Origin of the sequence: Pseudomonas syringae, from assembly GCF_021606685.1 — a bacterium.
GTDB lineage: Bacteria > Pseudomonadota > Gammaproteobacteria > Pseudomonadales > Pseudomonadaceae > Aquipseudomonas > Aquipseudomonas syringae_R.
On the sequence record NZ_WKCB01000007.1, the window covers coordinates 73,614 to 98,593 of the forward strand.

25 protein-coding genes are annotated in these 24,980 nt (G+C 61.6%); 20 read left to right on the plus strand and 5 right to left on the minus strand.

Annotated features, from left to right (window positions below; translation table 11 throughout):
* The first annotated feature begins 27 nt into the window (after positions 1–27).
* From GIW02_RS04805 to GIW02_RS04835, 7 genes are all read left to right on the plus strand, one after another.
* On the plus strand, positions 28–996 hold the full coding sequence (locus GIW02_RS04805; protein WP_236411822.1) for a radical SAM protein: 969 nt from the start codon (positions 28–30) through the stop codon (positions 994–996).
* Positions 997–1,203: 207 nt separating this feature from the next.
* The gene (locus GIW02_RS04810; RefSeq protein ID WP_236411821.1) at positions 1,204–1,809 is read left to right on the plus strand and encodes a DUF4823 domain-containing protein; all 606 of its coding nucleotides are present in this window, start codon (positions 1,204–1,206) and stop codon (positions 1,807–1,809) included.
* Between the two features lie 15 nt (positions 1,810–1,824).
* Entirely contained in the window at positions 1,825–2,385 is a 561-nt protein-coding gene (locus tag GIW02_RS04815) for a DUF1285 domain-containing protein (RefSeq protein ID WP_236411820.1), read from the plus strand.
* Positions 2,386–2,455: 70 nt separating this feature from the next.
* Positions 2,456–3,169, plus strand: coding sequence for a GntR family transcriptional regulator (locus GIW02_RS04820; protein WP_236411819.1), 714 nt, complete (start codon positions 2,456–2,458; stop codon positions 3,167–3,169).
* Positions 3,166–4,167: an ADP-ribosylglycohydrolase family protein gene (locus GIW02_RS04825; RefSeq protein ID WP_236411818.1), complete on the plus strand. Its 1,002-nt coding sequence runs from the start codon at positions 3,166–3,168 to the stop codon at positions 4,165–4,167. The genes GIW02_RS04820 and GIW02_RS04825 overlap by 4 nt, the downstream gene beginning before the upstream one ends.
* Before the next feature lie 196 nt (positions 4,168–4,363).
* On the plus strand, positions 4,364–5,830 hold the full coding sequence (locus tag GIW02_RS04830) for a cytosine permease (RefSeq protein ID WP_236411817.1): 1,467 nt from the start codon (positions 4,364–4,366) through the stop codon (positions 5,828–5,830).
* The gene (locus tag GIW02_RS04835) at positions 5,823–6,740 is read left to right on the plus strand and encodes a PfkB family carbohydrate kinase (RefSeq protein ID WP_236411816.1); all 918 of its coding nucleotides are present in this window, start codon (positions 5,823–5,825) and stop codon (positions 6,738–6,740) included. Before GIW02_RS04830 ends, GIW02_RS04835 begins: the two co-directional genes overlap by 8 nt.
* Positions 6,741–6,860: 120 nt before the next feature.
* On the opposite strand, the gene GIW02_RS04840 is transcribed toward GIW02_RS04835, so the two are convergent.
* Genes GIW02_RS04840 through GIW02_RS04850 form a run of 3 tightly spaced genes read right to left on the minus strand, consistent with a single transcriptional unit; the run spans position 6,861 to position 8,805 of the window.
* Complete coding sequence (locus GIW02_RS04840) at positions 6,861–7,127, minus strand: hypothetical protein (RefSeq protein WP_236411815.1); 267 nt, start codon at positions 7,125–7,127, stop codon at positions 6,861–6,863.
* 51 nt (positions 7,128–7,178) lie between these two features.
* Complete coding sequence (locus tag GIW02_RS04845; RefSeq protein WP_236411814.1) at positions 7,179–7,523, minus strand: hypothetical protein; 345 nt, start codon at positions 7,521–7,523, stop codon at positions 7,179–7,181.
* A 34-nt stretch (positions 7,524–7,557) separates the two neighbouring features.
* A complete protein-coding gene (locus tag GIW02_RS04850) occupies positions 7,558–8,805 on the minus strand; it encodes an MFS transporter (RefSeq protein WP_236411813.1) in 1,248 nt (415 codons plus the stop codon).
* 175 nt (positions 8,806–8,980) lie between these two features.
* Here GIW02_RS04850 and GIW02_RS04855 point away from each other — a divergent pair, with 175 nt between their 5' ends.
* From GIW02_RS04855 to GIW02_RS04880, 6 genes are all read left to right on the plus strand, one after another.
* Complete coding sequence (locus GIW02_RS04855; protein ID WP_236411812.1) at positions 8,981–9,460, plus strand: GNAT family N-acetyltransferase; 480 nt, start codon at positions 8,981–8,983, stop codon at positions 9,458–9,460.
* Between the two features lie 237 nt (positions 9,461–9,697).
* Positions 9,698–10,519, plus strand: a complete 822-nt coding sequence (locus tag GIW02_RS04860; protein WP_236411811.1) for an SDR family oxidoreductase — start codon at positions 9,698–9,700, stop codon at positions 10,517–10,519.
* 35 nt (positions 10,520–10,554) lie between these two features.
* Positions 10,555–11,535: a substrate-binding domain-containing protein gene (locus GIW02_RS04865; protein WP_236411810.1), complete on the plus strand. Its 981-nt coding sequence runs from the start codon at positions 10,555–10,557 to the stop codon at positions 11,533–11,535.
* The gene (araG, locus tag GIW02_RS04870; RefSeq protein WP_236411809.1) at positions 11,532–13,031 is read left to right on the plus strand and encodes an L-arabinose ABC transporter ATP-binding protein AraG; all 1,500 of its coding nucleotides are present in this window, start codon (positions 11,532–11,534) and stop codon (positions 13,029–13,031) included. The genes GIW02_RS04865 and araG overlap by 4 nt, the downstream gene beginning before the upstream one ends.
* A 19-nt stretch (positions 13,032–13,050) precedes the next feature.
* Positions 13,051–14,016, plus strand: coding sequence for an L-arabinose ABC transporter permease AraH (gene araH / locus GIW02_RS04875; protein ID WP_236411808.1), 966 nt, complete (start codon positions 13,051–13,053; stop codon positions 14,014–14,016).
* Between the two features lie 183 nt (positions 14,017–14,199).
* Positions 14,200–15,003 (plus strand): IclR family transcriptional regulator, encoded by an 804-nt coding sequence (locus tag GIW02_RS04880; protein ID WP_236411807.1) that lies wholly within the window; start codon positions 14,200–14,202, stop codon positions 15,001–15,003.
* Here the strand turns inward: GIW02_RS04880 and GIW02_RS04885 are convergent, their stop codons facing one another.
* On the minus strand, positions 15,004–16,056 hold the full coding sequence (locus GIW02_RS04885) for an NAD(P)-dependent alcohol dehydrogenase (RefSeq protein WP_236411806.1): 1,053 nt from the start codon (positions 16,054–16,056) through the stop codon (positions 15,004–15,006).
* A 181-nt stretch (positions 16,057–16,237) separates the two neighbouring features.
* Between GIW02_RS04885 and GIW02_RS04890 the strand changes: the two genes are divergently transcribed.
* Positions 16,238–17,131, plus strand: coding sequence for an AraC family transcriptional regulator (locus tag GIW02_RS04890; protein ID WP_236411805.1), 894 nt, complete (start codon positions 16,238–16,240; stop codon positions 17,129–17,131).
* Between the two features lie 143 nt (positions 17,132–17,274).
* Here the strand turns inward: GIW02_RS04890 and GIW02_RS04895 are convergent, their stop codons facing one another.
* Entirely contained in the window at positions 17,275–18,939 is a 1,665-nt protein-coding gene (locus GIW02_RS04895; protein ID WP_015885406.1) for an electron transfer flavoprotein-ubiquinone oxidoreductase, read from the minus strand.
* A 506-nt stretch (positions 18,940–19,445) separates the two neighbouring features.
* On the opposite strand from GIW02_RS04895, the gene GIW02_RS04900 reads away from it, so the two are divergent.
* The 6 genes from GIW02_RS04900 (at position 19,446) to GIW02_RS04925 (ending at position 24,911) form a co-directional block, all read left to right on the plus strand.
* Positions 19,446–20,195 (plus strand): electron transfer flavoprotein subunit beta/FixA family protein, encoded by a 750-nt coding sequence (locus tag GIW02_RS04900; protein WP_057009251.1) that lies wholly within the window; start codon positions 19,446–19,448, stop codon positions 20,193–20,195.
* Between the two features lie 2 nt (positions 20,196–20,197).
* A complete protein-coding gene (locus GIW02_RS04905) occupies positions 20,198–21,127 on the plus strand; it encodes an FAD-binding protein (protein WP_236411804.1) in 930 nt (309 codons plus the stop codon).
* A gap of 72 nt (positions 21,128–21,199) precedes the next feature.
* Positions 21,200–22,015, plus strand: coding sequence for a type 2 periplasmic-binding domain-containing protein (locus GIW02_RS04910; RefSeq protein WP_236411803.1), 816 nt, complete (start codon positions 21,200–21,202; stop codon positions 22,013–22,015).
* 9 nt (positions 22,016–22,024) lie between these two features.
* Positions 22,025–22,387, plus strand: coding sequence for a DUF4398 domain-containing protein (locus GIW02_RS04915; protein WP_236411802.1), 363 nt, complete (start codon positions 22,025–22,027; stop codon positions 22,385–22,387).
* Positions 22,384–23,199: an OmpA family protein gene (locus tag GIW02_RS04920; protein WP_236411801.1), complete on the plus strand. Its 816-nt coding sequence runs from the start codon at positions 22,384–22,386 to the stop codon at positions 23,197–23,199. Before GIW02_RS04915 ends, GIW02_RS04920 begins: the two co-directional genes overlap by 4 nt.
* 272 nt (positions 23,200–23,471) lie before the next feature.
* On the plus strand, positions 23,472–24,911 hold the full coding sequence (locus GIW02_RS04925) for an aminotransferase-like domain-containing protein (protein WP_236411800.1): 1,440 nt from the start codon (positions 23,472–23,474) through the stop codon (positions 24,909–24,911).
* Positions 24,912–24,980 lie beyond the last annotated feature (69 nt).

The following is a 24,980-nucleotide window of genomic DNA, read 5'->3' on the forward strand; positions in this document are numbered from 1 at the left end:
CCGAATCATCCTCTGCCGGAGTGATCCATGATCGTTGATCGTCAAGGCAGGCGTTTTCGCAATTTGCGGATCAGCCTGACCTCAGCCTGCAATTACGCCTGTACTTACTGCGTGCCCAACGGCAAGCGGCTGGTGGCTGCCCAGGACGAACTCTCGGCCGAAGCCATGGCCCGTGGCGTGGCTTACCTGATCGAGGCGGCGGGTATCGACCGCCTGCGTATCACCGGCGGCGAGCCGCTGGTCAGCCCCAAGCTGGAAGCCTTCATGGGCGCAGTCGGCGGGATGGGCCTCAGTGACATCAGCCTGACCACCAATGGCCAACTGCTGGCGCGCAAACTGCCGCTGCTGGTGGACGCCGGGATTCGGCGTATCAACGTCTCCCTCGACACCCTGGACGCCGACGCCTTCCGCAGCATCGCCCGTGGCGGCGACCTGGCCACGGTGCTCGACGGCATGGACCAGGCCCGCGCCGCCGGGATCAAGATCAAAGTCAATATGGTGCCGTTGCGCGGTCAGAACCTGGACCAGGTGATGCCGCTGCTCGACTACTGCCTGGAGCGTGGCTACGAGCTGCGTTTTATCGAGTTGATGCGCATGGGCCATTTGGCCAAGGATTCGAATGCGTTCCTGCAGCAGTTCGTCAGTTTGCAGCAACTGCTCAGCCTGATCGGCGAGCACCACGAGTACCTGCAAGCCAATGCCCCGGTGGACGCTACGGCGGTACGCTACGAAGTGCCGGGCAAAGGCTTCTTTGGCGTGATCGCCAACGAAAGCGTGCCGTTCTGCCGCACCTGCTCGCGGCTGCGGTTGTCGTCTACCGGTTGGCTGCATGGCTGTTTGTCGTCGAGTAATCGCCACTATGTTGGTGACCTGCTCGACAAACCGCGCCACCAAGCGCTGCCAGCCCTGCAAGGGCTGCTGATGAAGGCGCTGGGTGACAAACAGGAGGTAGCGTTCTCTGGCGGCGCGACGATCATGAAGATCATCGGCGGCTGACCCGCTCTCCAAGATTACACATTACCCAATGTGGGAGGGGGGCTTGTCCCCGATTGCGGTGTATCAGTCAACTCATCTGTGGCTGACACACCGCAATCGGGAGCAAGCCCCCTCCCACATTTGATTTGCAGTGTTCTCAAGATGGCGCAGAACCTGCATCTCACGCCCATTCGCCGGTTTTCCGTCACCGGCCTCTGGAGGATTAGGATGCGTAGTCTGGTTTTGTTGCTGGCGTCGTTGACACTGAGTGGTTGCATGACCGTCAGCGATATGGCCGAAGGCACCCGCTATCAGATGAGCGACGCCGGGTTGCTCGATCACAGCGACACCCGTCGCAGCGCCTCGTTGCGCATACAGCCGGACTCCTTTGTGTTTATCGCCCAGGGCGCCTTCGTGCCGCCGGGCAGCGCCTACCCGCGACCGAATGTGGTAGCCGAGGAGGCCTTCAACGGTTTCGTCGAATATTTCCCCATGGTGCGTCGCGCTCGCCAGCCTGAAGGCCTGGAGCAGGCCATGACCGAAGCCCGTGCAGCGGGCGCCCACTATCTGTTGTACTGTCGTTTTGCCGCAGCGGACGACCGTATCGGCAACGCCGATGAGTGGGCGGACCAAGAGGCCCTGGATCGGCTTGGCCTGGACAACGGCGTTATCCAGATCATGTTGATCGAGACCAGCACCCAGTATTTGATTGATACTGCACGGATTCGCAGTCGTGGCGGTTTACTGACGTTCCACGACAACAAGCCAGAAGATCTGATTGCCCGCCCCCTGGCGCAGTACGCCCGAGGCCTGCTGGGCATGAGCGATCAGTAACAGGGGAGCGCCCGTATGACCGATTCCGCCAAGGCCAATGATCTGTTGGCGCAACTGCCCAAAGGCAAGGGACCGGCGCCGGTGCATCTGTGGAACCCGGATTTCTGCGGCAATATCGACATGCGCATCGCCCGCGACGGCACCTGGTTCTACCAGGGCACGCCGATCGGGCGTAAGCCGATGGTCAAACTGTTCTCCAATATCATCCGCCGCGACGGCGATGATTACTTCCTGATCACGCCCGTGGAAAAAGTCGGCATCACCGTCGATGATGCGCCATTTGTCGCCGTAACCCTTGAAGTGCTGGGGCAGGGCGAAAGCCAGGTGTTGCGCTTTACCACTAATGTGGACGAGACGATCGATGCGGGTCTTGAACACCCGTTACGGGTGGTCGTCGACCCGGTGACCCAGGAGCCTTCGCCGTACCTGCGCGTACGCACCAACCTCGAGGCCCTGGTCCATCGCAACGTGTTCTACCAAATGGTGGAATTGGCGGTAAGCCGTCCGATCAATGGTCAGAACTGGCTCGGCGTATGGAGTGGTGGGGAATTTTTCCGTATTGGCCTGGAGCCCTGAGGCCGCTTTTTTCATTTCCCTGAAATAATTCGCTTGCTGTAATCAGGCGCTTTCGGTTATCAATTTGTACATGATTAGACATGTCCGATTTGATAAGAAAAAACGCGTCGTCGACGAGCTTATCCGCCGTATCGAGGGCGGGGTGATGGCCGACGGTTTCCTGCTGCCGGGCGAGCATCAACTGGCCGAAGAGTTTGCGGTCAGCCGTGGCACCCTGCGTGAAGCGCTCGCCGAGCTCAAGCGCCGTAATTACATCGCCACCCAAAGCGGCGTCGGCTCCATCGTCACCTTTGACGGCATGGTGCTCGACCAGCGCAACGGCTGGGCCCAGGCCTTCGCCGACACCGGCGCGCTGGTGCTCACCGATATCCTGCGCCTTGAGGCCGTGACCCGCGAGGACTTGCTCACCCGGTTCGGCAGCGACCGGTTCATTGCCCTCGACCGCCGTCGGCGCACCACGGACGGCACGGCGGTGTCCCTGGAGCGCTCGCTGATGCCGGCGTCCGGTAACCTGGAAAGCCTCCCTCGCGTGGGCCTGATCGACAACTCCCTGACCATTACCCTGGCCGCCTATGGCTACGTGGGCGCTGACGGTGACCAGTGGATCGGCGCCGAGCCTTTGAGCGACGAAGATGCCCAACTGCTGGGCCGCCCGGCGGGCACAGTGTTTCTCAAGGCGTCGCGTACCACTTACGACCGGCGCGGGCGTTTCATGGAATACGTCGAAAGCTTGCTTGACCCTGTGCACTTTCGCCTGCACTTGCAATTTGGATCTTCGAAATGACCCAGCATACCCGCGCCCTCGGCGCCTTTTACGGCCTGGCCCTGGGCGATGCCTTGGGCATGCCCACCCAGTCCTTGAGCCGTGAACAAGTCCAACAACGCTTCGGTGCCATCACGGCACTGGAAGATGCCGACGCCAACCAGCCGATTGCGCCCAACATGCCGGCCGGCTCCATCACCGATGACACCGAACAGGCGATCCTGGTCGGCGAGTTGCTGGTGGAAGGCCGCGGCAAGATCGAACCCACCGTACTCGCCCAGCGCCTGATCGACTGGGAAGCAGTGATGCGGGCCAAGGGCTCGCAGGATCTGCTCGGCCCGTCCACCAAGCGTGCGATCGACATGATTCTGGCTGGCCACACCCCGGAAGAGTCCGGGCGTTACGGCACGACCAATGGTGCGGCGATGCGCATCACCCCGGTGGGGGTCGCCGCCGATGTCAGCGACCCGGCGCGGTTTATCCAGGCGGTGATTCAAGCGTGCCAGGTGACCCATAACACCACGTTGGGTATCTCCAGCGCGGCGGCGGTGGCGGCAGTGGTGTCGGCCGGCATCAACGGGGTGGACCTGGGTGAAGCCTTGAACATCGGCACGCAGGTCGCCCAAGAGGCCGAAAGCCATGGCCACTGGGTTGCCGGTGGGCGGATTTCCACGCGAATCAGTTGGGCGCGCACGTTGAGCGTCGGCAGCGGCGACAAAGCCTTGTTTGCCGACCTGCTCTACGAGCTGATCGGTACTTCGGTCGCCTCCCAGGAATCGGTCGTGGTCTCGTTTGCCCTTGCCCAGCAAGTGGCGGTGGGCGCGCTGGAGGCCTTCGAAGCGCTTTGCCTGGCTGCCAGCCTGGGCGGCGACACCGACACCATCGCTGCGATCCTCGGCGCCATGTTGGGCGCGTGCCTGGGGATGCAGTGCTGGCCGCCGGCGATGATCGAACAGGTCAAGGCCGTCAATGGCCTGGACCTGCAGCCGTTGATTGAAGGGCTGCTGGAAATGCGCTAAGCGCCGCAGGCAAACAGGTGGGAGGGGGCTTGCTCCCGATGGCGACGGATCCGTACCAGTTGTGTCCACTGACCCACCGCCATCGGGAGCAAGCCCCCTCCCACAGTTGATCGTGTCGAGTCATCGAGACCGAGTAAGCGTTGCTATTTGCAGATCTGCCACAACCACAACAATACAGGCACCAGGAGCACCCCTCATGAGCAGTACCTCTTCCGGCCAAACTGCCGGGCAATTGGAAACACGTGGTATCGAACCGGTCCCGGAAGGCGAGTGCAACGGCCACCCGCTGCAACTGTTCTGGGTGTGGTTTGCGGCCAATATCAGCATCCTCGGTTTGCCGCTGGGCGCCACGCTGGTTGCGTTTCGTGGCCTGGCCATCTGGCAGGCGGTCATCGTGGCGATCCTCGGCGCCGCCGGCTCCTTCGCCGTGGTGGGCATCATCTCGATTGCCGGGCGTCGTGGTCGCGCGCCAAGCCTGACCTTGTCCCGCGCGATCTTCGGCGTGCGCGGCAATATCGGCCCGACCCTGGTGTCGCTGATGTCGCGCCTGGGCTGGGAAACCGTCAACACCACCACGGCGGCGTTCGTGTTGCTGTCGCTGTGTTCGATCCTGTTCGGTTCGCCGGTCGAGGCCAAGAGCGCACCGGTGCTGACCCTGATCTTCATCGCCATTTTCGTGCTGCTGACCCTGGCCGTGTCCGGCCTGGGCCATGCCACTTTGCTGGTGATCCAGAAGTGGGCGACGTATGTGTTCGGCGCGCTGAATATCCTGGTCGGCGGTTTCCTTTGCGCCACCATCGACTGGAGCGCGGTGTTCAACGCCACCCCGGCGCCGCTGAGCGCGATGATCATCGGCGTCGGCACCATGGCGGCCGGTACGGGCATCGGCTGGGCCAACGCGGGTGCCGACATGTCGCGCTACCAGCACCGCAGCGTCAAGGCTGTGCGCCTGGTGGCGTCGGCCGCGTTTGGCGCGGGGATTCCGCTGGTGCTGTTGATCACCCTCGGCGGCCTGCTGTCGGTGGGTAATAACGACCTGGCCTCGGCGACTGACCCGATTATCGCGATCCGCGACATGCTGCCGACCTGGATGGCCGTGCCGTACCTGATCACCGCGTTCGGCGGGCTGCTGCTGTCCAACAACCTCTCGGTGTATTCGGCGGGCCTCACCACCTTGACCCTCGGCCTCAAGGTCAAGCGCGTGCACGCGGTGATTGTCGATATCGTGGCGATCTTCGCCGGTTCGATCTACTTCATGCTGATCGCCGACAGTTTCTACGGCCCGTTCATTACTTTCATCTCGTTGCTGGCGGTGCCGATCACTGCCTGGGTCGGGATCTTCGTGGTCGACCTGATCCACCGTCACTACTACAGCCCCAAGGACCTGCTGGACGTCAGCCCGAGCAGCGCCTACTGGTATCGCGGCGGTGTCGAGTGGCGCGCTTTCGGCGCCTGGGCCGTGGCGATCGTGTTGGGTTTCAGCTTCACCACCATCGGCACCACCGCCGACAACATCTGGTTCGCCGGGCCGTTGTCCGACTCCTGGCTGGGCCACAACGGCCTGGGCTGGATCGTCACCTTCGTGGTGGCCGGCGGAATCTATGCGTTACTGGGCGGCGCGGCTGACCGTCGTCCGGCATTAGTCGAGAGCCACAATGTCTAGATTGCTGCACACCGGCCAGGTCATCGTCGATCTGGTCATGGCCCTCGATACCTTGCCGGCCACCGGCGGTGATGTACTGGCGCAATCGGCCAGTTTCGAAGCCGGCGGAGGCTTCAACGTGATGGCCGCCGCGCGGCGCAATGGCTTGCCGGTGGCCTACCTGGGTCGCCACGGCGAGGGGCGCTTCGGCGACCTGGCCCGCGCGGCGATGCAGGCCGAGGGCATCGAAATGGCCCTGGCCGCCAGCAGCGGCAAGGACACCGGTTTGTGTGTGTCGCTGACCGAGGCCAGCACCGAGCGCACGTTCATTTCCCATATCGGGGCCGAGGGCGAACTGAGTGCCGAGGACTTGGCCAGCGTGGTGCCGCAGGTTGACGACTATGTGTATGTCAGCGGCTACAGCCTGCTGCTTGAGGGCAAGGCGCAACCGCTGATCGACTGGCTGCTGGCATTGCCCCGGCAGACCGTGGTGGTGTTCGACCCGGGCCCGCTGGTCAAGGCGCCGGAATCGGCATTGATGCGCGCGTTGTTGCCGCGCATCGACATCTGGACCAGTAATGGCCCGGAGGCGCTGGCGTTTACCGGCGCGACCGATATTCGTGCGGCGTTGCCCGCGTTGAATCGCCACCTGCCTGCAGACACCCTGCTGGTGGTGCGCGATGGGCCCAATGGCTGCTGGGTCGGGCGTGCGGGTGAGCTGGAGCATGTGCCCGGCTTCAAGGTCAAGGCGGTGGACAGCAATGGCGCGGGGGATGCCCATGCGGGCGTATTCATCGCCGGCTTGGCCAACGGCCTCGCACCGGCTGTGGCGGCACGCCGAGCGAATGCGGCGGCGGCATTGGCGGTGACGCGTTGGGGCCCGGCAACTTCGCCTGGCACTCTCGAAGTCGACGCATTACTCGCCGGATAAACACGAGCAAAAAAGTGGGAGGGGGCTTGCCCCCGATGGCAGTGTGTCAGTCAGCAATTGTTTAGCTGACCCACCGCCATCGGGAGCAAGCCCCCTCCCACATTTTTTTTTACGTTCGAGCTACTGGCGTGTTTCACCTTCAAGCTTGCGCGCCTCATCCACACCGGACGCGGTCAGCTTGATCGGCAGGTTCAACGAATATTCACCGGCGTCGTCGGTGGTCACATGCCCATCCTTGATAAGCCCGCGGTCCTGGAGAAACGCCAAGACACTGGCCACCTCCTTCTCCCCGCGATAGTTATCCAACACCTCCTTGCCCAGCCCGTTGGGGTGAGCGTGCAGCAGGCGGGTGAGGACTTCTTTTTCAAGGTTTCTATCGACGTTCATGCGTACCTCTTCACTGGGAAATGATCGGGTGTTCGTCTTGCAGGCGATGGATCAAGGCGCAGGCTGTTTTGGCGCGCCTGGCACGTTGGAGTCATCGCCCTTGTTGATCCCGGGTTGATTGACCGCAGGGCCCATCTTGCCGTTACCGACAGCAGCCGGCGCTTGGCGCTGGGTGTCGTTGCCTTTGGTGCGCGGGTCGGCGCTGTTGTCGATGACGGCGCCACCGTTGGTGTCGAGGCCGGTGCCCATGGAATCCTGCGATTCCTGGGTGGCTGGGCTCGGCGGGCTGCCGACCGGGTCAGTCTTGCCGGTGGACGTAGTGGCGGCAAATGCGCTCAACGACGCAGCCGACAGCAGACCAGTGAGGGCGAGAGCAGCAAACTTGGAATTCTTCATGAGGGTGTCTCCATATGATTAATGTCCTTACCCTCTATTGGTCAGCCCGGCTTTCGCGTTCGTGCCTTGATGGCGACGAACGGTAGCAAGTCACCTGTAAGATTTTGTGTGTTAAAAACCGGCGTTCCAGCAGACGTGCCACGGTGATCAGCCAATTCAACGCGGCGATGGCCAGTACGCTCAGCATGAGTGCCGACAGGCCGTAGTCGACGATGATCCTGCCCGCCAGCCAAGGAAACCCGAACACCCCGACAAAGTAGGCCAGGCTGAACAGCAACAGCGCCTGGGGTGTCGTGCCGGGCGGCGCTTCATTGGCCACCAGGCCGTTGATCACGGAATACGTCAGGCCGTAACCGAGCCCCAGCATGGCAGCCGCCAGCAGGTAACTCAGGTTGCCGGTCACGCCAACGGCAAACAGGGCGATGGCCCCGAGCATGGTCCCCGACAACACGCAGGCCGCCCAGTAGGCATCGCGCCTGACCACAAACCCGGCGATCAACAGGCGGCTGCTGATCGCGGCGCTCAGAAAGCCTGCAAAGAACAGCGAATAATCCAGGCCACGCGCGGCGGCGTAGCTGGTCTGGAATGATGACAGCCCGCCAAATACACAGCCGCCCAGGCCGACCATCAGGATCGCGAACGCGGCTTTGGACGACAGCACGCGGCGGCTGGTGCCCCAGGAAATCCTCGAGGTAGGCGCGTTTGCGTGATGCTTGAATTGTGCGCCGATCCGCCAGAACAGCAGCACCCCGGCCAGGCTGGCCACGGCCGCGATATAGAACGCGGTCGTCAGGGGCAGCGCCAGCGCGCTCGCGGCGCGCCCGAGCAATGGGCCGGAACCGATGCCGCTCAACATGCTGCCCGACAGTAGGGCGAAATACCTGGCCCGTTGCTTGGGCTCCACCAACAGGCTCACGATGATCGGGCCCAAGGTATAGAACACGCCCCAGCCCAACCCGAGAGCCAAGCCGAACAGCATCAAACCTTGGCCAAACCCCGGCGTCAGGGCAAAACCCAGGCACGCCACTACCAGCAACAGACCCATGCCCGCGATGGCCCGCGCCGCGCCCAATGCATCGGCCAGGTGCCCCGAGAGCAGCACCGCCACGAAGGTGCTGAGCATCGCGGTGGAAATCACGCTGCCAGCATCATGCTCGTTGCCGCCTCGCGAATGAATCAGCAGCGACAGCAGAAATGTTGAGCCATAGGACAGCGACAACAAGAAGCTGGCCAGGCAAAACAAGGCGAACAGCTTGGTATTCACGGCGGGTGTGGAATGCATGGGGTAGCCTGGACGTCATTGGAGTTATGCCCGACTGTTTACCACGCACGCCCGCAGGATTTGTTCTGTGGTTGCTGGTGCTTGCATTACGCCAGGCCGGAGTAATCAAATTGCACTGCAATCCGTCACCAAACCCCCTTAGTATGTGGGCTTTGAAATTGCCCAAGGCTTGCCCATGTCCATCGAGATTCGCCCCGCCGTGCCCAGCGATGCTGCGCAGATTTTGACGTTCATCACCGAGCTGGCCGAATACGAAAAGGCCCGGCATGAAGTGATTGCCAGTGTGGTGGATATCGAGCGCAGCCTGTTCAGCGAGGGCGCCACTGCCCATGGCCTGATCTGCCTGCGGGATGGCTTGCCGATTGGCTTCGCGGTGTTCTTTTTCAGCTATTCCACGTGGCTGGGCAGCAACTGCCTGTACCTCGAAGACCTGTACATCAACCCCGAACAGCGGGGCGGCGGGGCGGGCAAGAAGTTATTGCGCCACTTGGCCAAAATCGCCTGCGACAACGGCTGCGGGCGCTTCGAATGGAGCGTGCTGGACTGGAACGAACCGGCAATCGCCTTCTACAAATCCATCGGCGCCCAGCCGCAGGAAGAGTGGGTGCGCTACCGCATGGAAGGCGATGCACTGCGCGACTTCGCCCTGGGTTGAAAGCTGATTTGCGAAAGCACTGAAGTTCAAATGTGGGAGGGGGCTTGCTCCCGATAGCGGTGTGTCAGCTAAACAATTGCTGACTGACACACTGCCATCGGGAGCAAGCCCCCTCCCACATTTTTTTGGCTTTAGCTCACTATATGGGATGCAAATTTATATATTGAGATATTTCAAAAGATGGGTTTATAGTCGCCTGCATCAGCACTCACTACCAAAAATAAAACAGGTGAAGCGATGCAGCCCCAACCGTTGTCGTTACCCGCCGTGCCCGAGCCTACCTACGGCGAACGGCTGAAGAACAAAGTAGTGATCATCACCGGCGCCGCCCAAGGCATCGGCGAGGCGATCGTCGCGTGTTTCCAGGCCCAGCAGGCACGCCTGGTGATCGCCGATATCCAGGCCGAAAAAGTCGAGAAAGTCGCCGCCCATTGGCGCGAACGCGGCGCCGAGATCTTTGCGCAGCCCGTCGATATCACCTCCAGGGAGCAATGGCAGGCGCTGGTCAATGTGGCCATCGAGCGCTTTGGCCGCGTGGACGTGCTGGTCAACTGCGCCGGGGTCAATGTGTTCCGCGACCCGCTGGAGATGACCGACGAAGACTGGCGCCGCTGCTTCGCCATCGACCTCGACGGCGCCTGGTACGGCTGCCGCAGTGTGTTGCCGCACATGATCGAACAGGGCATCGGCAACATCATCAATATCGCGTCCACCCATTCCAGCCACATCATTCCCGGCTGCTTTCCGTACCCGGTCGCCAAGCACGGCCTGCTCGGCCTTACCCGCGCCCTCGGCATCGAATACGCGCCCAAGGGCATCCGCGTGAATGCCATCGCGCCGGGCTATATCGAAACGCAGCTCAACGTCGATTACTGGAACGGTTTCCCCGACCCCCATGCCGAGCGCCAGCGCGCCTTCGACCTGCACCCGCCCAAGCGCATCGGCCAGCCGATCGAGGTGGCGATGAGCGCGCTGTTCCTGGCCACCGACGAAGCCCCCTTTATCAATGCGACCTGCCTGATGATCGATGGCGGGCGGTCTGTGATGTATCACGACTAAAACCTGCAGCACTCAATAACAACAAGAGGTGGCTCATGTTCAAGAAGACACTAGGCACTCTGGCGCTCGCGATGGCGTTCAGCAGCGTGGCACTCGCCGAAGAAGTGAAGATCGGTTTCCTGGTCAAGCAAGCCGAAGAACCTTGGTTCCAGACCGAATGGGCGTTCGCTGAAAAGGCCGGCAAGGACCAGGGCTTTACCGTGATCAAGATCGCCGTGCCCGATGGTGAGAAAACCCTGTCGGCCATCGACACCCTGGCGGCCAATGGCGCCAAGGGCTTTGTGATCTGCCCGCCGGATGTGTCCCTGGGCCCGGCGATCATGGCCAAAGCCAAGCTCAATAACCTCAAGGTGCTGGCGGTGGACGACCGTTTCGTCGACGCCAAAGGCAAGCCTATGGAAGACGTGCCTTACGTTGGCCTGGACGCCTACAAGATCGGCCAGAAACAAGGCGAGGCCATGGCCACCGAGGCGAAAAAACGCGGCTGGGATTGGAAAGAAACCTACGCCGTGATCAACACCTTCGACGAGCTGGAAACCGGCAAGAAGCGCACCGACGGTTCGGTGGAAGGGCTCAAGGCTGCTGGGCTGCCGGTTGACCATATTCTGTTCAGCGCGCAGAAAACCCTCGACGTTCCCGGCAGCATGGACGCCACCAACTCGGCCCTGGTGAAGTTGCCCAGCGGCGCGAAAAACCTGCTGATCGGCGGCATGAACGACAGCACCGTACTCGGCGGCGTGCGCGCCACGGAAAGCGCCGGTTTCAAAGCGGCCAACGTGATTGGCGTGGGCATCAACGGCACTGACGCCATCGAAGAACTCAAGAAGTCCGACACCGGCTTCTATGGCTCGATGCTGCTGAGTCCGGACGCCTCGGGCTACAAAACCGCCAGCGCGATGTTCGAGTGGGTCACCAAAGGCACCGAGCCCGCCAAGTTCACCGCCCTGGACAACGTTACCCTGATCACCCGCGCCAACTTCAAAGAAGAATTGAGCAAGATCGGGTTGTGGAAATGAACGGGGCGGCCCTGCGTTTCAATGGCATCGGCAAGGAGTTTCCCGGTGTAAAAGCCCTGGCGCAGATCAGCTTTGAGGCGCGGCCGCGTGAGGTGCACGCGCTGATGGGCGAGAACGGCGCCGGTAAGTCGACGCTGCTGAAAATCCTCGGCGGTGCCTACCTGCCCAGCAGTGGCACGCTGCAGATCGGCGAGCAGACCATGGACTTCAAGTCCGCCGCCGACAGCATCGCCAGCGGCGTGGCGGTGATCCACCAGGAGCTGCACCTGGTGCCGGAAATGAGCGTGGCCGAAAACCTGTTTCTGGGGCACTTGCCGACGCGCTTTGGCGTGGTCAATCGCAGTCAATTGCGCAAGCAGGCGTTGGCCTGCCTTAAAGGCCTGGCCGATGAAATCGACCCGGACGAGAAACTCGGGCGGCTGTCGCTCGGCCAGCGCCAACTGGTGGAAATCGCCAAGGCGCTGTCGCGTGGTGCGCATGTGATTGCCTTTGATGAGCCGACCAGCAGCTTGTCCGCGCGGGAAATTGACCGGCTGATGGCGATCATCACGCGCCTGCGCGACGAGGGCAAAGTGGTGCTCTACGTGTCCCATCGCATGGAAGAGGTGTTCCGCATCTGCAACGCCGTGACGGTGTTCAAGGATGGTCGCTACGTGCGCACTTTCGACGACATGAGCGCGCTGAGCCACGACCAGTTGGTGACGTGCATGGTCGGCCGAGATATTCAGGACATCTACGATTACCGGCCGCGTGAGCAGGGCGACGTGGCGCTCAAGGTCGACGGGTTGCTCGGGCCTGGCCTGCGGGAACCGGTCAGTCTGGCTGTACACAAGGGCGAGATTCTCGGCCTGTTCGGGCTGGTGGGGGCGGGGCGCACGGAGCTGTTTCGGCTGCTGAGCGGTTTGACCCGCAGCACTGCTGGAAGCCTTGAACTCTGTGGGCAAACACTGCAGCTGCGCTCGCCCCGCGATGCCATCGCCGCCGGTGTGCTGCTGTGCCCGGAGGACCGCAAGAAGGAAGGCATCATCCCGCTGTCCAGTGTGGCCGAAAACATCAATATCAGCGCGCGTGGCGCACACTCCACGTTTGGCTGGCTGCTGCGCGACGGCTGGGAGAAGGGTAACGCCGACCAGCAGATCAAGGCGATGAAAGTCAAAACGCCGAATGCCGAACAGAAAATCATGTACCTGTCCGGCGGCAATCAGCAGAAGGCCATTCTTGGCCGCTGGCTGTCGATGCCGATGAAAGTCTTGCTGCTGGACGAACCGACCCGCGGCATCGACATCGGCGCCAAGTCGGAGATCTACCAGATCATCCATAACCTGGCCGCCAGCGGCATTGCGGTGATCGTAGTGTCCAGCGACCTGATGGAAGTGATGGGTATTTCCGACCGCATCCTGGTGATGAGCGAAGGTGCCCTGACCGGCGAATTGACCCGCGATCAAGCGGATGAAGCACGCCTGCTGCAACTGGCGCTCCCGCGTTCGCGGGCTTGAAGAATAAGAGGGTTTGGGTATGTCTCAGGTAAAAACTGCAAAGGGCTTCTGGCCGGGTTTCAACCAGCGCAAGTTCCTCGATGACTGGGTGATGCTGCTGGCCGCGTTGAGCATCTTTGTGCTCAGCGCGGTGTTCATCGACAACTTCCTTTCGCCGCTGAACATGCGCGGCCTGGGCCTGGCGATTTCCACCGTGGGCATCGCCGCGTGCACCATGCTGTTCTGTTTGGCGTCGGGGCATTTCGACTTGTCGGTGGGGTCGGTGATCGCCTGCGCCGGGGTGGTGGCGGGGATTGTGATCCGCGACACCGACAGCGTGGTGCTGGGCGTATCGGCGGCCTTGGCGATGGGCCTCGTGGTAGGGCTGATCAATGGCATCGTGATCGCCAAGTTGCGCATCAATGCATTGATCGCGACGTTGGCGACCATGCAGATCGTGCGCGGCCTGGCCTATATCTTCTCCAACGGCAAGGCGGTGGGGGTGATGGACGAAGGCTTCTTCGTGTTCGGCAACGGCCAACTGCTGGGCGTGCCGGTGCCGATCATCATCACCGTGCTGTGCTTTGTGTTCTTCGGGTGGTTGCTCAACTACACCACCTACGGGCGCAACACCATGGCGATTGGCGGCAACCAGGAGGCAGCGTTGCTGGCCGGGGTGAACGTTGATCGCACCAAGATCATCATCTTTGCCGTGCACGGCCTGATCGGTGCGCTGGCCGGGGTGATCCTCGCGTCGCGCATGACCTCGGGCCAGCCGATGATCGGCCAGGGCTTCGAACTCACGGTGATTTCGGCGTGTGTATTGGGTGGCGTGTCGCTGAGCGGCGGCATCGGCATGATCCGCCATGTGATTGCCGGGGTACTGATTCTGGCGATCATCGAGAACGCGATGAACCTCAAGAACATCGACACCTTTTACCAGTATGTGATCCGGGGTTCGATCCTGTTGCTGGCGGTGATTATCGACCGTATGAAACAGCGATAAAGCCATGCCATGTAGAGATCCAAATGTGGGAGGGGGCTTGCCCCCGATAGCATTGTGTCAGTCAACACATCGGTAGCTGACCCACCGCCATCGGGGGCAAGCCCCCTCCCACATTTGGATCTCCACTGTTTTGCCGATCGGTATTTGTCATAATGCCCCCGCTTTCACACTTATAGGCCCGACATGCAGGAAAACGCCCACACCCCCGTCAAAGACGCCGCCCCCACCGGCACCCAGACCTTGCTGCGTGGCCTGGGCGTGGTGCAGGCGGTGGCGGCTGGTGCGCGCGACTTGAAAGAGATCGCCAGGCGCATCGGCACGACCCGCAGCACCACCCACCGCCTGGCCAGTTGCCTGGTGGACGAGCGCTACCTGCGCGTGGTGCCGCAAGTCGGCTACCTGCTGGGGCCCAAGTTGATCGAGTTGGGCTTCCAGGCCCGCGAAGAGCTGCCGTTGGTGACCTTGGCCATACCGTATCTGGATGAACTCTCGGCGCTGACCGGCGACACCATCCACCTGGCCATTCGCGAATACGACGACGTGCTCTACCTGCACAAGAACCCCGGCCGCAACGGGCCGGAAATGCGCTCACGGGTCGGCCACCGCATGCCGTTGGCGCGCACCGGGATCGGCAAGGCGTTGCTGTTGGATGACACGGTGGAGGAGTGGCAGCGCCTGTACGACGTCAGCCAGCCGGCGGGTGGGAAAAACCTGCAATGGCCGCAGCATCCAGAACAATCCTGGGCGCAGTTCGAGCAGCGCATGCGTGAGTATGTGGTGGGAGGCTACGCGTTTGATCTGGAAGACAACGAACCGTCGATCCGTTGTGTCGCGGCACCGGTGCGCGATGCCAGCCGGCGTATTGTCGCCGGCATCAGCATCGCCAGTACCGTGCCCTACATGCCGCTGGAAAAAATGGCCGAGCTGATCCCTGTGATCAAACAGGTCGCAGCCCGGCTGTCCGCGGAGTTGGGCGCGAAGGCCTGATCAGGCCTTCAGGGTCGCCATGTCGATGACAAAGCGGTACTTCACATCACCGGCGATCATGCGGGTGTAGGCTTCGTTGATCTGGCGGATGTCGAGCATTTCGATGTCGCAGGTAATGTCATGCTCGGCGCAGAAATCCAGGACTTCCTGGGTTTCGGCAATGCCGCCGATCAGCGACCCGGCCAATACGCGGCGGCTCATCACCAGCTTGCCGGCGTGTACCGGTGGGTCTACCGGCTCGATCAGGCCGACCAGGATATGCACGCCGTCAAAGCGCAGGGTATCCAGGTAGGGGTTCAGATCGTGTTGCACCGGGATGGTGTCCAGCAGGAAGTCGAAGCTGCCGGCGGCGGCTTTCATCTGCTCGGCATCGGTGGACACGATCACGTGATCGGCGCCCTGGCGACGGCCTTCTTCAGCCTTGCTCGCGGAGCGGGTGAACAGCGTGACTTCAGCGCCCATCGCCTTGGCGAACTTGATGCCCATGTGGCCCAGGCCACCCATGCCGAGAATGCCGACTTTATCGCCAGCTTTCACGCCGTAGTGCTTGAGCGGCGAGTAGGTGGTGATGCCCGCGCACAGGATCGGCGCAGCGCTGGCCAGGTCGAGCTTGGCCGGGATCTTCACCACAAAGTGCTCGCTGACCACGATGCTGTCGGAGTAGCCGCCCATGGTGTTGCTGCCGTCCACACGGTCCGGGGTGGCGTAGGTCATGGTCGGGCCTTCGAGGCAGTATTGCTCCAGATCCGATTTGCACGCGTCGCAGTGGCGGCACGAATCGACCATGCAGCCCACGCCGACCAGGTCGCCGACTTTGTGCGCGGTGACGCTGGCGCCAACGGCGGTGACTTTGCCGACGATCTCGTGGCCCGGCATCAGCGGGTACACGGCGATGCCCCATTCGTTGCGCGCCTGGTGGATGTCGGAGTGGCAGACGCCGCAGTAGAGGATCTCGATGGCCACGTCATCGGCGCGCGGGCTGCGGCGTTCAAACGACATGGGGGCGAGGGGAGTGGTGGCCGACTGGGCGGCATAACCAATAGCGGTGTACATGGGCAAAACCTCGCAAAAGCATTGAAAAGTGAGGCGGGCCATTCTCCGCGCCAGCCTGTGTCGCGGCCATGGCGATTGCTCCGAGTCTCATGCCTATTCGTCCGGGAGTGCCCTGGGTTTGGATCTATCGGCCGCCAGACCTGCGATGATGCTCACATCCTTTTTCGCGAAGTTTTTTGCCATGTTGTTGACCCGCCATCTCGACGCCAACGCCACGCTGGTTTCCCTGATTGAGGGGCTTACGCCCCGCGATGGTTTCTCGCCGACCCACCTGCCCGGTGTGCAAGTGCTGCGCGCCAGCTGCGACGTGGCGCGCGGGCCGCAGATCTACGAGCCGAGCCTGATGTTCGTGGCCCAAGGCAGCAAGCTTGCGTACCTGGGGCCGCGCACGCTGGAGTACGGCGCCGGGCATTACCTGATCCAGGCCATGCCGGTGCCGTTCGAGTGCGAGACGTTCGCCATGGCCCCCGGTGCGCCGCTGCTGGGCGTGACCGTCGGGATCGACCGCGTAGTGCTGGGCGAATTGGTGATGGCCATGGGCATGCAGGCCGGGCCGCCGCCGACGGCGCAGACCCTGGAGTCGATGAGTTCGGTGGTGCTCGATGACGCCATGCGCGGTTGTGTGGAGCGGCTGTTGCAGTGCCTGCACGATCCACTGGAAAGCCGGATCATGGGCCCCGCACGCATTCGTGAATTGTTGTTTACCGCGCTGCGTGGGCCACAGGCGGATGTGCTGCGTGCGTTGGTGGAGCAGCAAGGGCAGTTTTCGCGGATCGCCACGTCGTTGAATCATCTGCATGCCCATTACGCCGAGCCGCTGAATATCGAAACGCTGGCCGGTTATGCGCATATGAGCGCGTCGACGTTTCATGAGCACTTCAAGCGCTGCACCTTGTTGTCGCCGGTGCAGTACCTCAAGCGATTGCGGCTGTTGAAGGCCCAGCAGTTGCTGCTGGTGGACGGCATGGGCGTGGCCCAGGCGGCGCACAGCGTGGGGTACCAGAGTACGTCGCAGTTCAGTCGGGAATATAAGCGCTACTTTCTGCGTAACCCCGGTGAAGAGCGAGCTGCCTGAATATCCCTGACATAATCAGGTTAAAAATGTGGGAGGGGGCTTGCCCCCGATAGCGGTGGGTCAGCTACAGCTAGGCTGACTGACACACTGCCATCGGGAGCAAGCCCCCTCCCACATTTGACCGAGTTTCACCCTGAGACAATTTACATATTCGGGTAAGTCGGCCCACCCGCGCCTTCCGGCGTGACCCACGTGATGTTCTGCGAAGGGTCCTTGATGTCACAGGTCTTGCAGTGCACGCAGTTCTGGGCGTTGATCTGGAAGCGCTTCTCGCCGTCTTCCTTGGTGATGACTTCATACACGCCGGCCGGGCAGTAGCGTTGCGCCGGTTCATCGTAGAGCGGCAGGTTGGTGCCGATCGGGATGCTCGCGTCCTTGAGTTTCAAGTGGCACGGCTGCTCTTCTTCGTGGTTGGTACCGGAGATGAACACCGAACTCAGCTTGTCGAAGCTCAGCTTGCCGTCGGGTTTCGGGTAATCGATCTTCTTGCTGTCTTTGGCCAGCTTGAGGCAGGCGTAGTCCGGCTTGGTGTCGTGCAGGGTGAACGGCATTTTGCCGCCGAGGATGTTCTGATCAAACCAGTTGAAGCCGGCGCCGATGATCGGGCCGAACTTGTGCATCGCCGGGCCGAAGTTGCGGCTGGCGAACAGTTCTTCGTAGAGCCAGCTGGATTTGAAGCTGTCGACGTAAGCCGTCAGTTCATCACCGCCCTCGGATTCGGCGAACAGGCGATCGGCCACGGCGTCGGCGGCGAGCATGCCGGACTTCATCGCGGTGTGGCTGCCTTTGATCTTGGCGAAGTTCAGCGTGCCCAGATCGCAACCGATCAGCGCGCCGCCCTTGAAGACCATCTTGGGCAACGAGTTCAGGCCGCCTTTGCAGATGGCACGGGCGCCGTAGCTGATGCGCTTGCCGCCTTCCAGGTACTGGGCCAGCACCGGGTGGTGCTTGAGGCGCTGGAACTCATCGAACGGCGACAGGAAGGTGTTGCTGTAGGACAGGTCGACGATCAGGCCCACGACCACCTGGTTGTTTTCCAGGTGATAGAGGAACGAGCCGCCGGTGTTTTCGGCGCTCATGATGTCCAGCGGCCAGCCGGCGGTGTGTACCACCAGGCCTGGTTGGTGCTTGGCCGGGTCGATCTCCCAGATTTCTTTCAGGCCAATGCCGTAGTGCTGGGCGTCGGCGTCGCTGTCCAGGTTGAAGCGCTGGATCAGTTGCTTGCCGATGTGCCCGCGGCAGCCTTCGGCGAACAGCGTGTACTTGCCGCGCAGCTCCATGCCTGGGGTGTACACGCCTTCTTTCGGGTTGCCTTCGCGGTCGACGCCGAGGTCGCCGGTGATGATCCCGCGCACTACGCCGTTTTCGTCGAACAGCGCTTCCTGCGCGGCAAAGCCTGGGTAGACTTCCACGCCCAGGTTTTCGGCCTGCTGGGCCAGCCAGCGGCACAGATTGCCCAGGGAGATAATATAGTTGCCTTCGTTGTGCATGGTCTTGGGCACAAAGAAGTCAGGAACCTTGGTGGAGGCTTCGGGGCTGCGCAGTACATAGATGTCGTCGCGCACCACCGGGGTGTTGAGCGGGGCGCCGAGCGCTTTCCAGTCCGGGAACAGTTCGTTCAGGGCGCGGGGTTCAAACACCGCACCGGAAAGGATGTGAGCACCGACTTCGGAGCCTTTCTCGACCACGCAGACGCTGATTTCTTTACCGGCTTCGGCGGCCTTCTGCTTCAGTCGGCAGGCGGCGGACAGGCCCGCCGGGCCAGCGCCGACGATGACCACGTCGAATTCCATGTATTCGCGTTCCACAGGCTATCTCCTACTCAAGGCTCAACAGGCTTTTTTTCTAATGGGTGGAGGTTCGGTGTCGTCTTGCGGCAACGGCAAGACCCACCTTTCTCTCTAGGTGGCGCATTATATATAGACCACTGGCAGCGTCCAATACAAACGTTTGTTTGAATTGCCCGCAGGCTAGGTAAATCAAAGCAACGCGGCTTATGACTGACCATTTTGCCGTATTGACCAGAATAGGCGTTCCGGTCAAGATACGGTCGGTTTTGCGCTTACCGTAGGCAGACTGAAGGTTTCAAGAGCACGTCCAAAAGCTAGACGGGTGACGCGGGCCAAAACACTGGCGCGCAGTTTACACGCCGCGATAAAGAATGACCTCTCAGTCACCACTGACGAACGGTCATCATTTCCCGTGAGCAAGGTCATTCGCCGCCGTTTTTGGAGGTGCCCTTGTGTGCCGATGAGCATCAACCGCCAGGTTCGCCTAGGCGACTTTCTTTTCACCGGAGAGTAACGAGGAATCCATGAAGGTTCTTGTAGCTGTCAAACGCGTTGTCGATTACAACGTGAAAGTTCGCGTCAAGGCGGACAATTCCGGCGTCGATCTTGCTAACGTCAAGATGTCGATGAACCCTTTCTGTGAAATCGCTGTGGAAGAAGCCGTACGCCTGAAAGAAAAAGGCGTAGCGACTGAAATCGTCGTGGTTTCCATCGGCCCTACCACTGCTCAAGAGCAGCTGCGTACCGCCCTGGCACTGGGTGCCGACCGCGCCATCCTGGTTGAGTCGGCTGAAGAGCTGACTTCCTTGGCCGTGGCCAAGTTGCTCAAAGCCGTTGTCGACAAGGAACAGCCTCAGCTGGTGATCCTCGGCAAACAAGCCATCGACAGCGACAACAACCAGACTGGCCAGATGCTGGCTGCGCTGACCGGTTACGGCCAGGGCACTTTTGCTTCCAAAGTCGAAGTGAGCGGCGACAGCGTAGCTGTGACCCGTGAAATCGACGGCGGCGCACAAACCGTTTCGTTGAAACTGCCGGCCATCGTCACCACCGACCTGCGTTTGAACGAGCCGCGCTACGCGTCCCTGCCAAACATCATGAAAGCCAAGAAGAAGCCGCTTGAGTCGTTGACTCCAGAAGCTTTGGGCGTTTCCACCGCCTCCACCAACAAGACCGTCAAGGTTGAAGCACCGGCTGCACGCAGCGCGGGCATCAAGGTCAAGTCGGTGGCTGAACTGGTTGAGAAACTGAAAAACGAAGCGAAGGTGATCTGATCATGGCTATCCTCGTAATCGCCGAACACGACAACAAGGCGCTGGCCCCGGCCACCCTCAACACCGTGGCGGCTGCCGCTAAAATCGGTGGCGACATTCACGTGCTGGTAGCCGGTCAAGGCGCTGGCGCCGTGGCTGAAGCCGCTGCGAAAATCGCTGGCGTGAGCAAAGTCCTGAACGCTGATAACGCCGCCTACGCGCATCAGCTGCCGGAAAACGTAGCTCCGCTCGTTGCAGAGCTGGGCGCTGGCTACAGCCACATCCTGGCTGCCGCAACCTCCAACGGCAAAAACATCCTGCCACGCGTTGCCGCGCAGCTGGACGTTGACCAGATCTCCGAGATCGTTTCGGTAGAAAGCGCCGACACCTTCAAGCGTCCGATCTACGCCGGTAACGCCATTGCCACCGTGCAATCGACCGCCGCGATCAAAGTGATCACCGTGCGTGCCACCGGTTTCGACCCGGTTGCTGCTGAAGGTGGCTCGGCTGCCGTTGAAGCCGTCGCTGCTGCCCACGACGCTGGCACCTCCAGCTTTGTTGGCGAAGAGCTGGCCAAGTCGGACCGCCCTGAGCTGACCGCTGCCAAGATCGTCGTTTCCGGCGGCCGTGGCATGCAGAACGGTGACAACTTCAAGCACCTGTACGCCCTGGCCGACAAGCTCGGCGCTGCGGTCGGCGCGTCCCGCGCGGCTGTCGACGCAGGTTTCGTACCCAACGACATGCAGGTCGGCCAGACCGGCAAAATCGTTGCGCCACAGCTGTACATCGCGGTCGGTATCTCCGGCGCGATCCAGCACTTGGCCGGTATGAAAGACTCCAAAGTGATCGTCGCGATCAACAAGGACGAAGAAGCACCGATCTTCCAGGTGGCTGATTACGGCCTGGTTGCGGACTTGTTCGAAGCCGTACCTGAGTTGGAGAAGCTGGTCTAATCCAGTCGCTTCACTTATAAAGAGCCCGGTCTTATGACCGGGCTTTTTTTTGACTTGCTGGAGAGCTTTGCCATGCAATTGCGTCCCTGGACATTACTGCTGGGCCTTACGTTGCTGCCGAGCCTGGCGCTCGCCGCGGGCAAATGTGATCGTCTGGTGATCACCGGCAGCCCGGATGCACCGCCGTTGCTCTGGCGCGACCCCCAGGACCCCACGCACCTGATCGGCGCCACCGCTGATGTGTTGCAACAAGTGGCCAAGGACCTCGGCCTGACAATCGACCTGCTCTATGGCGGCAAGCGCTCCCTGGCCCTGGACGAAGTGCGCAGCGGGCGCATGGACATTCTCGCCGACGCGCCGCTGAACCTGGGCGAGCTGGAAACCCTCGACTACATCCACCCGGCGCTGGTGCAGACCGACTACCTGGTGTGGACGCGCAAGGACTCCGCGCTGGCCTATGCCACCGCTGCCGACCTGCACGGTTTCAAGGGCGCCGTCTCGGAACGCGCCCGGCTGAGTCGCGAGTTTGAAAGCCTCGCCGCCCAGCAACTGACCCTGCAACGCTTCCCGACCTTGACGCCGGCCTTCCAGAAACTGCTGCTGGGGGAGGTGGACTACGTGCTGGCCGGACGTTACTCCGGCATGGCCATGGCCCAGTCGTTGGGCATGAGCAACGACTTGGTCGCGCGCGATACGCCCATCGATCAACCCGGCCTGTACCTGGCGATTTCCCACAACTCGGCCTGCAATGATCCGTGGTTGCGCGGACAGCTCGCCAAAAAGATGACAGAATTGCCCGCGTCCGGTGTGACGGAAGCCGCGCTGCAGCGCAATCTCGAGCGTTGGAAAGCGCAATTGCAACAGCCCGTCGGCACCCCAACAAAGTAGGGATTTTCAGTGACTCTTCGACCTCTTTTCGCGGCCCTCGCCGTTGTCGCTCTGGCGGGATGTGCAGCTGATCCTGCGCCGAATGAACAAATACGCCTCACCCAGCAAGCCTTGGAACAAGCCAGCGCCGTGGGTGCCAGCGCCGACGAATCCGCCGAATTGAAGCTGGCTGAAGATAAATTCGCCCAGGCCAGGGCCGACATGGCCGACCAATCCTATAAAGATGCGCGCATGCAGGCTGAACAAGCCGAGCTGGATGCGCGCCTGGCCGAGGCCAAAGTGCTGACCCACAAGAGCCAGGAACAACTGAACGTGCTCAACACCCGCATCACGCGCCTGCGCAAGCAATTGCAGTTGGGGGAGGCCCAATGAACCCGATGATCCGTGGCGTGAGCTGTGCGGTGCTGTTGGGTAGCGCAGTGCTGGGCGGTTGTGCCAGCCACCCGAGTGGCGAACAGGCTTTGCAACAGGCCGGCAGCGACTTCCAGAAGGTCAAGGAAGACGCGAATGTGCTGCGCATCGCCCCCAAGGATGTGATTCGCGCCGGTGAATCGCTGGCCCGTGCCGATCGCCTGTCCAGTTACTGGGGCAGCGGGGCGGACGTGGCGCACTACGCCTACCTGAGCCAGCGTTACAGTGCCATCGCCCGCGAGCATACCGATCAGGCGCTCAACGAAGAGCGCGGCGCCAAGCTCGAACTGGAGCGCCAGCGCCTGCAACTGGCCCTGCGTGAAAGCAAGCTGATCAGCGTACAGCAGCAGGGCAAATGGCTCGAAGAACAAATCGCCAGCCTGGCCACCACCCAGACCGACCGTGGCCTGGTGATGACCCTGGGTGATGTGCTGTTCGACACCGGTGACGCCGAGCTGAAAAATTCGGCCAACCGCACGGTGCTGAAAATCGTGCAGTTCCTGCAACTGAACCCCAAACGCGTGGTGCGTATCGAGGGCTACGCCGACAATACCGGCGGCGAGCAGGAAAACCTCAAACTGTCCCGCGACCGTGCGCAGTCGGTGGCCAATGTGCTGGTAGACCTGGGCATCGACGAAAAACGCATCCAGGTCGAAGGCTATGGCGACCAGTATCCGGTGGAAGCCAATGCTTCGGAGCGCGGCAGGGCGCAGAACCGTCGCGTGGAGATCGTGTTCTCCGACGCGAAGGGCCAACTGGGCGCCGCTCGCTAACAGGCTGGCACTGATCAAAATGTGGGAGGGGGCTTGCCCCGATGAGGGAGTGTCAGTCACCAAAGAGGTTGACTGACCCACCGCCATCGGGGGCAAGCCCCCTCCCACATTTGTTTCTGTTCACATCTGGAAATTCAGTTACCCACCCCTACAGTTTTTACTGTCACTCCCGCGCGCGCTCGACTATTGTGGCAACTGTCCCCGTACACTTCCAAACTGTGCCGGTATGTTTCACACAAAAATAAAATACCCGTGAAATCGAGTGCTGCGTCATGACCAATCTGTTGCTTTACCAACGTATCGCCCAGCAACTGGCTGAGGATATCCGGCGCGGTGTCTATCAACCGGGTGAGCGCGTGCCTTCGGTGCGCAAGATGAGCTCGCAGCTCAACGTCAGCCACGCCACGGTGTTACAGGCCTACGCCAACCTGGAAGACCAGGGGCTGATCCGGGCGCGGCCGCAATCGGGCTACTACGTGCACCAGACCCCGGCGCTGACCGCGCCGACGCCGGACATCGCGCGGGTCGAGCGCCCCGGGTTGGTCACCCGCAGCAGCATCATTCAACAGGTATTGGGCGAATCGCGCCGTGAAGGCGTGTTCCCGTTGGGCGCCGCCGTGCCGAGCGTCGACTACCTGCCGGTGCGCGCGCTGCACCAGCAGTTGGCCAAGGTCACGCGCTTTCAAAGCCCGCGCGCATTCAGCTACATGTTCAGCCCGGGGTTCGAGCCGCTGCGCCGCCAAGTGGCGATCCGCATGCGCGATGCGGGTGTGGTGGTGGACCCCTCCGAAGTGGTGATCACCCACGGTTGCGTCGATGCGTTACAGATGTCGTTGCGGGTGCTGACGCGCCCAGGCGACCTGATCGCCGCCGAATCACCGACCTATTACGGCTTGCTGCAGTTGGCCGACCTGCTGGGCCTCAAGGTCATCGAGATCCCCAGCGACCCGGCGACCGGCATGAGCCTGGAGGCCCTGCAACTGGCGGCCAACCAATGGTCGATCAAGGCCCTGGTGCTGACCACACGCCTGAGCAACCCCTTGGGCGGCACCATGCCCGAGGAGCGGCAGAAACAGTTACTGCGGCTGGCCTCGGATTTCGATATCCAGATTGTCGAGGACGATATCTACGGCGAGCTGATGTTCGAAGTGGGCCGCACCAAGGCGCTTAAAGCCTACGACCGCCTGGACCGTGTCATCTATTGCTCAAGCTTCTCCAAAACCTTGTCTCCGGGCGTGCGGATCGGCTGGATGATCGCTGGCAAATACCAGCAGGAAATCCAGCGCCTGCAGATGTTCAGCACCCATTCGGCGTGCAGCGTGACCCAAATGGGCGTGGCAGCGTATCTGGAGAACGGTGGCTATGATCGGCACCTGCGCTACATTCGCCAGGAATACCGCAAGAACCTCAGCGCCTTCCAACTGGCGGTGCAGCAATATTTCCCCGAAGGCACCCAGATGACCCGACCGACGGGCGGTTTTATCCTGTGGGTCAGTTTGCCGGGCCGGGTCAATACTCAGGAGCTGCACGTGCGTGCCCTGCAACAGGGCATCAGTATTGCGCCGGGGTTGATCTTCAGTAACACCGAGCAGTTCAACCACTGCATCCGCCTCAACTGCGGCACGCCGTGGAACCGCGAGGCAGAGCGCGCGCTGATGACCTTGGGGATGCTGGCCAGCCAGTTATGCCAGGAGACGGCGGCCGGCTTTTGAGGCTCACAAGGGGGACAGTTCCGATAGCTGGCTAATCACCACGCTTGTCATGCCGTGCACAACAAGCGA

Bases quoted from the DNA above. Each gene is read 5' to 3' on its own strand.
- araH (WP_236411808.1), top strand. From the start codon at position 13,051: ATGTCTCAGGTAAAAACTGCAAAGGGCTTCTGGCCGGGTTTCAACCAG.
- GIW02_RS04910 (WP_236411803.1), top strand. From the start codon at position 21,200: ATGCAATTGCGTCCCTGGACATTACTGCTGGGCCTTACGTTGCTGCCG.
- GIW02_RS04820 (WP_236411819.1), top strand. From the start codon at position 2,456: ATGATTAGACATGTCCGATTTGATAAGAAAAAACGCGTCGTCGACGAG.
- GIW02_RS04860 (WP_236411811.1), top strand. From the start codon at position 9,698: ATGCAGCCCCAACCGTTGTCGTTACCCGCCGTGCCCGAGCCTACCTAC.
- GIW02_RS04850 (WP_236411813.1), bottom strand. From the start codon at position 8,805: ATGCATTCCACACCCGCCGTGAATACCAAGCTGTTCGCCTTGTTTTGC.
- GIW02_RS04840 (WP_236411815.1), bottom strand. From the start codon at position 7,127: ATGAACGTCGATAGAAACCTTGAAAAAGAAGTCCTCACCCGCCTGCTG.
- GIW02_RS04825 (WP_236411818.1), top strand. From the start codon at position 3,166: ATGACCCAGCATACCCGCGCCCTCGGCGCCTTTTACGGCCTGGCCCTG.
- GIW02_RS04925 (WP_236411800.1), top strand. From the start codon at position 23,472: ATGACCAATCTGTTGCTTTACCAACGTATCGCCCAGCAACTGGCTGAG.
- GIW02_RS04880 (WP_236411807.1), top strand. From the start codon at position 14,200: ATGCAGGAAAACGCCCACACCCCCGTCAAAGACGCCGCCCCCACCGGC.
- GIW02_RS04815 (WP_236411820.1), top strand. From the start codon at position 1,825: ATGACCGATTCCGCCAAGGCCAATGATCTGTTGGCGCAACTGCCCAAA.
- GIW02_RS04890 (WP_236411805.1), top strand. From the start codon at position 16,238: ATGTTGTTGACCCGCCATCTCGACGCCAACGCCACGCTGGTTTCCCTG.
- GIW02_RS04905 (WP_236411804.1), top strand. From the start codon at position 20,198: ATGGCTATCCTCGTAATCGCCGAACACGACAACAAGGCGCTGGCCCCG.
- GIW02_RS04855 (WP_236411812.1), top strand. From the start codon at position 8,981: ATGTCCATCGAGATTCGCCCCGCCGTGCCCAGCGATGCTGCGCAGATT.
- GIW02_RS04900 (WP_057009251.1), top strand. From the start codon at position 19,446: ATGAAGGTTCTTGTAGCTGTCAAACGCGTTGTCGATTACAACGTGAAA.
- GIW02_RS04805 (WP_236411822.1), top strand. From the start codon at position 28: ATGATCGTTGATCGTCAAGGCAGGCGTTTTCGCAATTTGCGGATCAGC.
- GIW02_RS04865 (WP_236411810.1), top strand. From the start codon at position 10,555: ATGTTCAAGAAGACACTAGGCACTCTGGCGCTCGCGATGGCGTTCAGC.
- GIW02_RS04920 (WP_236411801.1), top strand. From the start codon at position 22,384: ATGAACCCGATGATCCGTGGCGTGAGCTGTGCGGTGCTGTTGGGTAGC.
- GIW02_RS04885 (WP_236411806.1), bottom strand. From the start codon at position 16,056: ATGTACACCGCTATTGGTTATGCCGCCCAGTCGGCCACCACTCCCCTC.
- GIW02_RS04845 (WP_236411814.1), bottom strand. From the start codon at position 7,523: ATGAAGAATTCCAAGTTTGCTGCTCTCGCCCTCACTGGTCTGCTGTCG.
- GIW02_RS04835 (WP_236411816.1), top strand. From the start codon at position 5,823: ATGTCTAGATTGCTGCACACCGGCCAGGTCATCGTCGATCTGGTCATG.
- GIW02_RS04810 (WP_236411821.1), top strand. From the start codon at position 1,204: ATGCGTAGTCTGGTTTTGTTGCTGGCGTCGTTGACACTGAGTGGTTGC.
- araG (WP_236411809.1), top strand. From the start codon at position 11,532: ATGAACGGGGCGGCCCTGCGTTTCAATGGCATCGGCAAGGAGTTTCCC.
- GIW02_RS04830 (WP_236411817.1), top strand. From the start codon at position 4,364: ATGAGCAGTACCTCTTCCGGCCAAACTGCCGGGCAATTGGAAACACGT.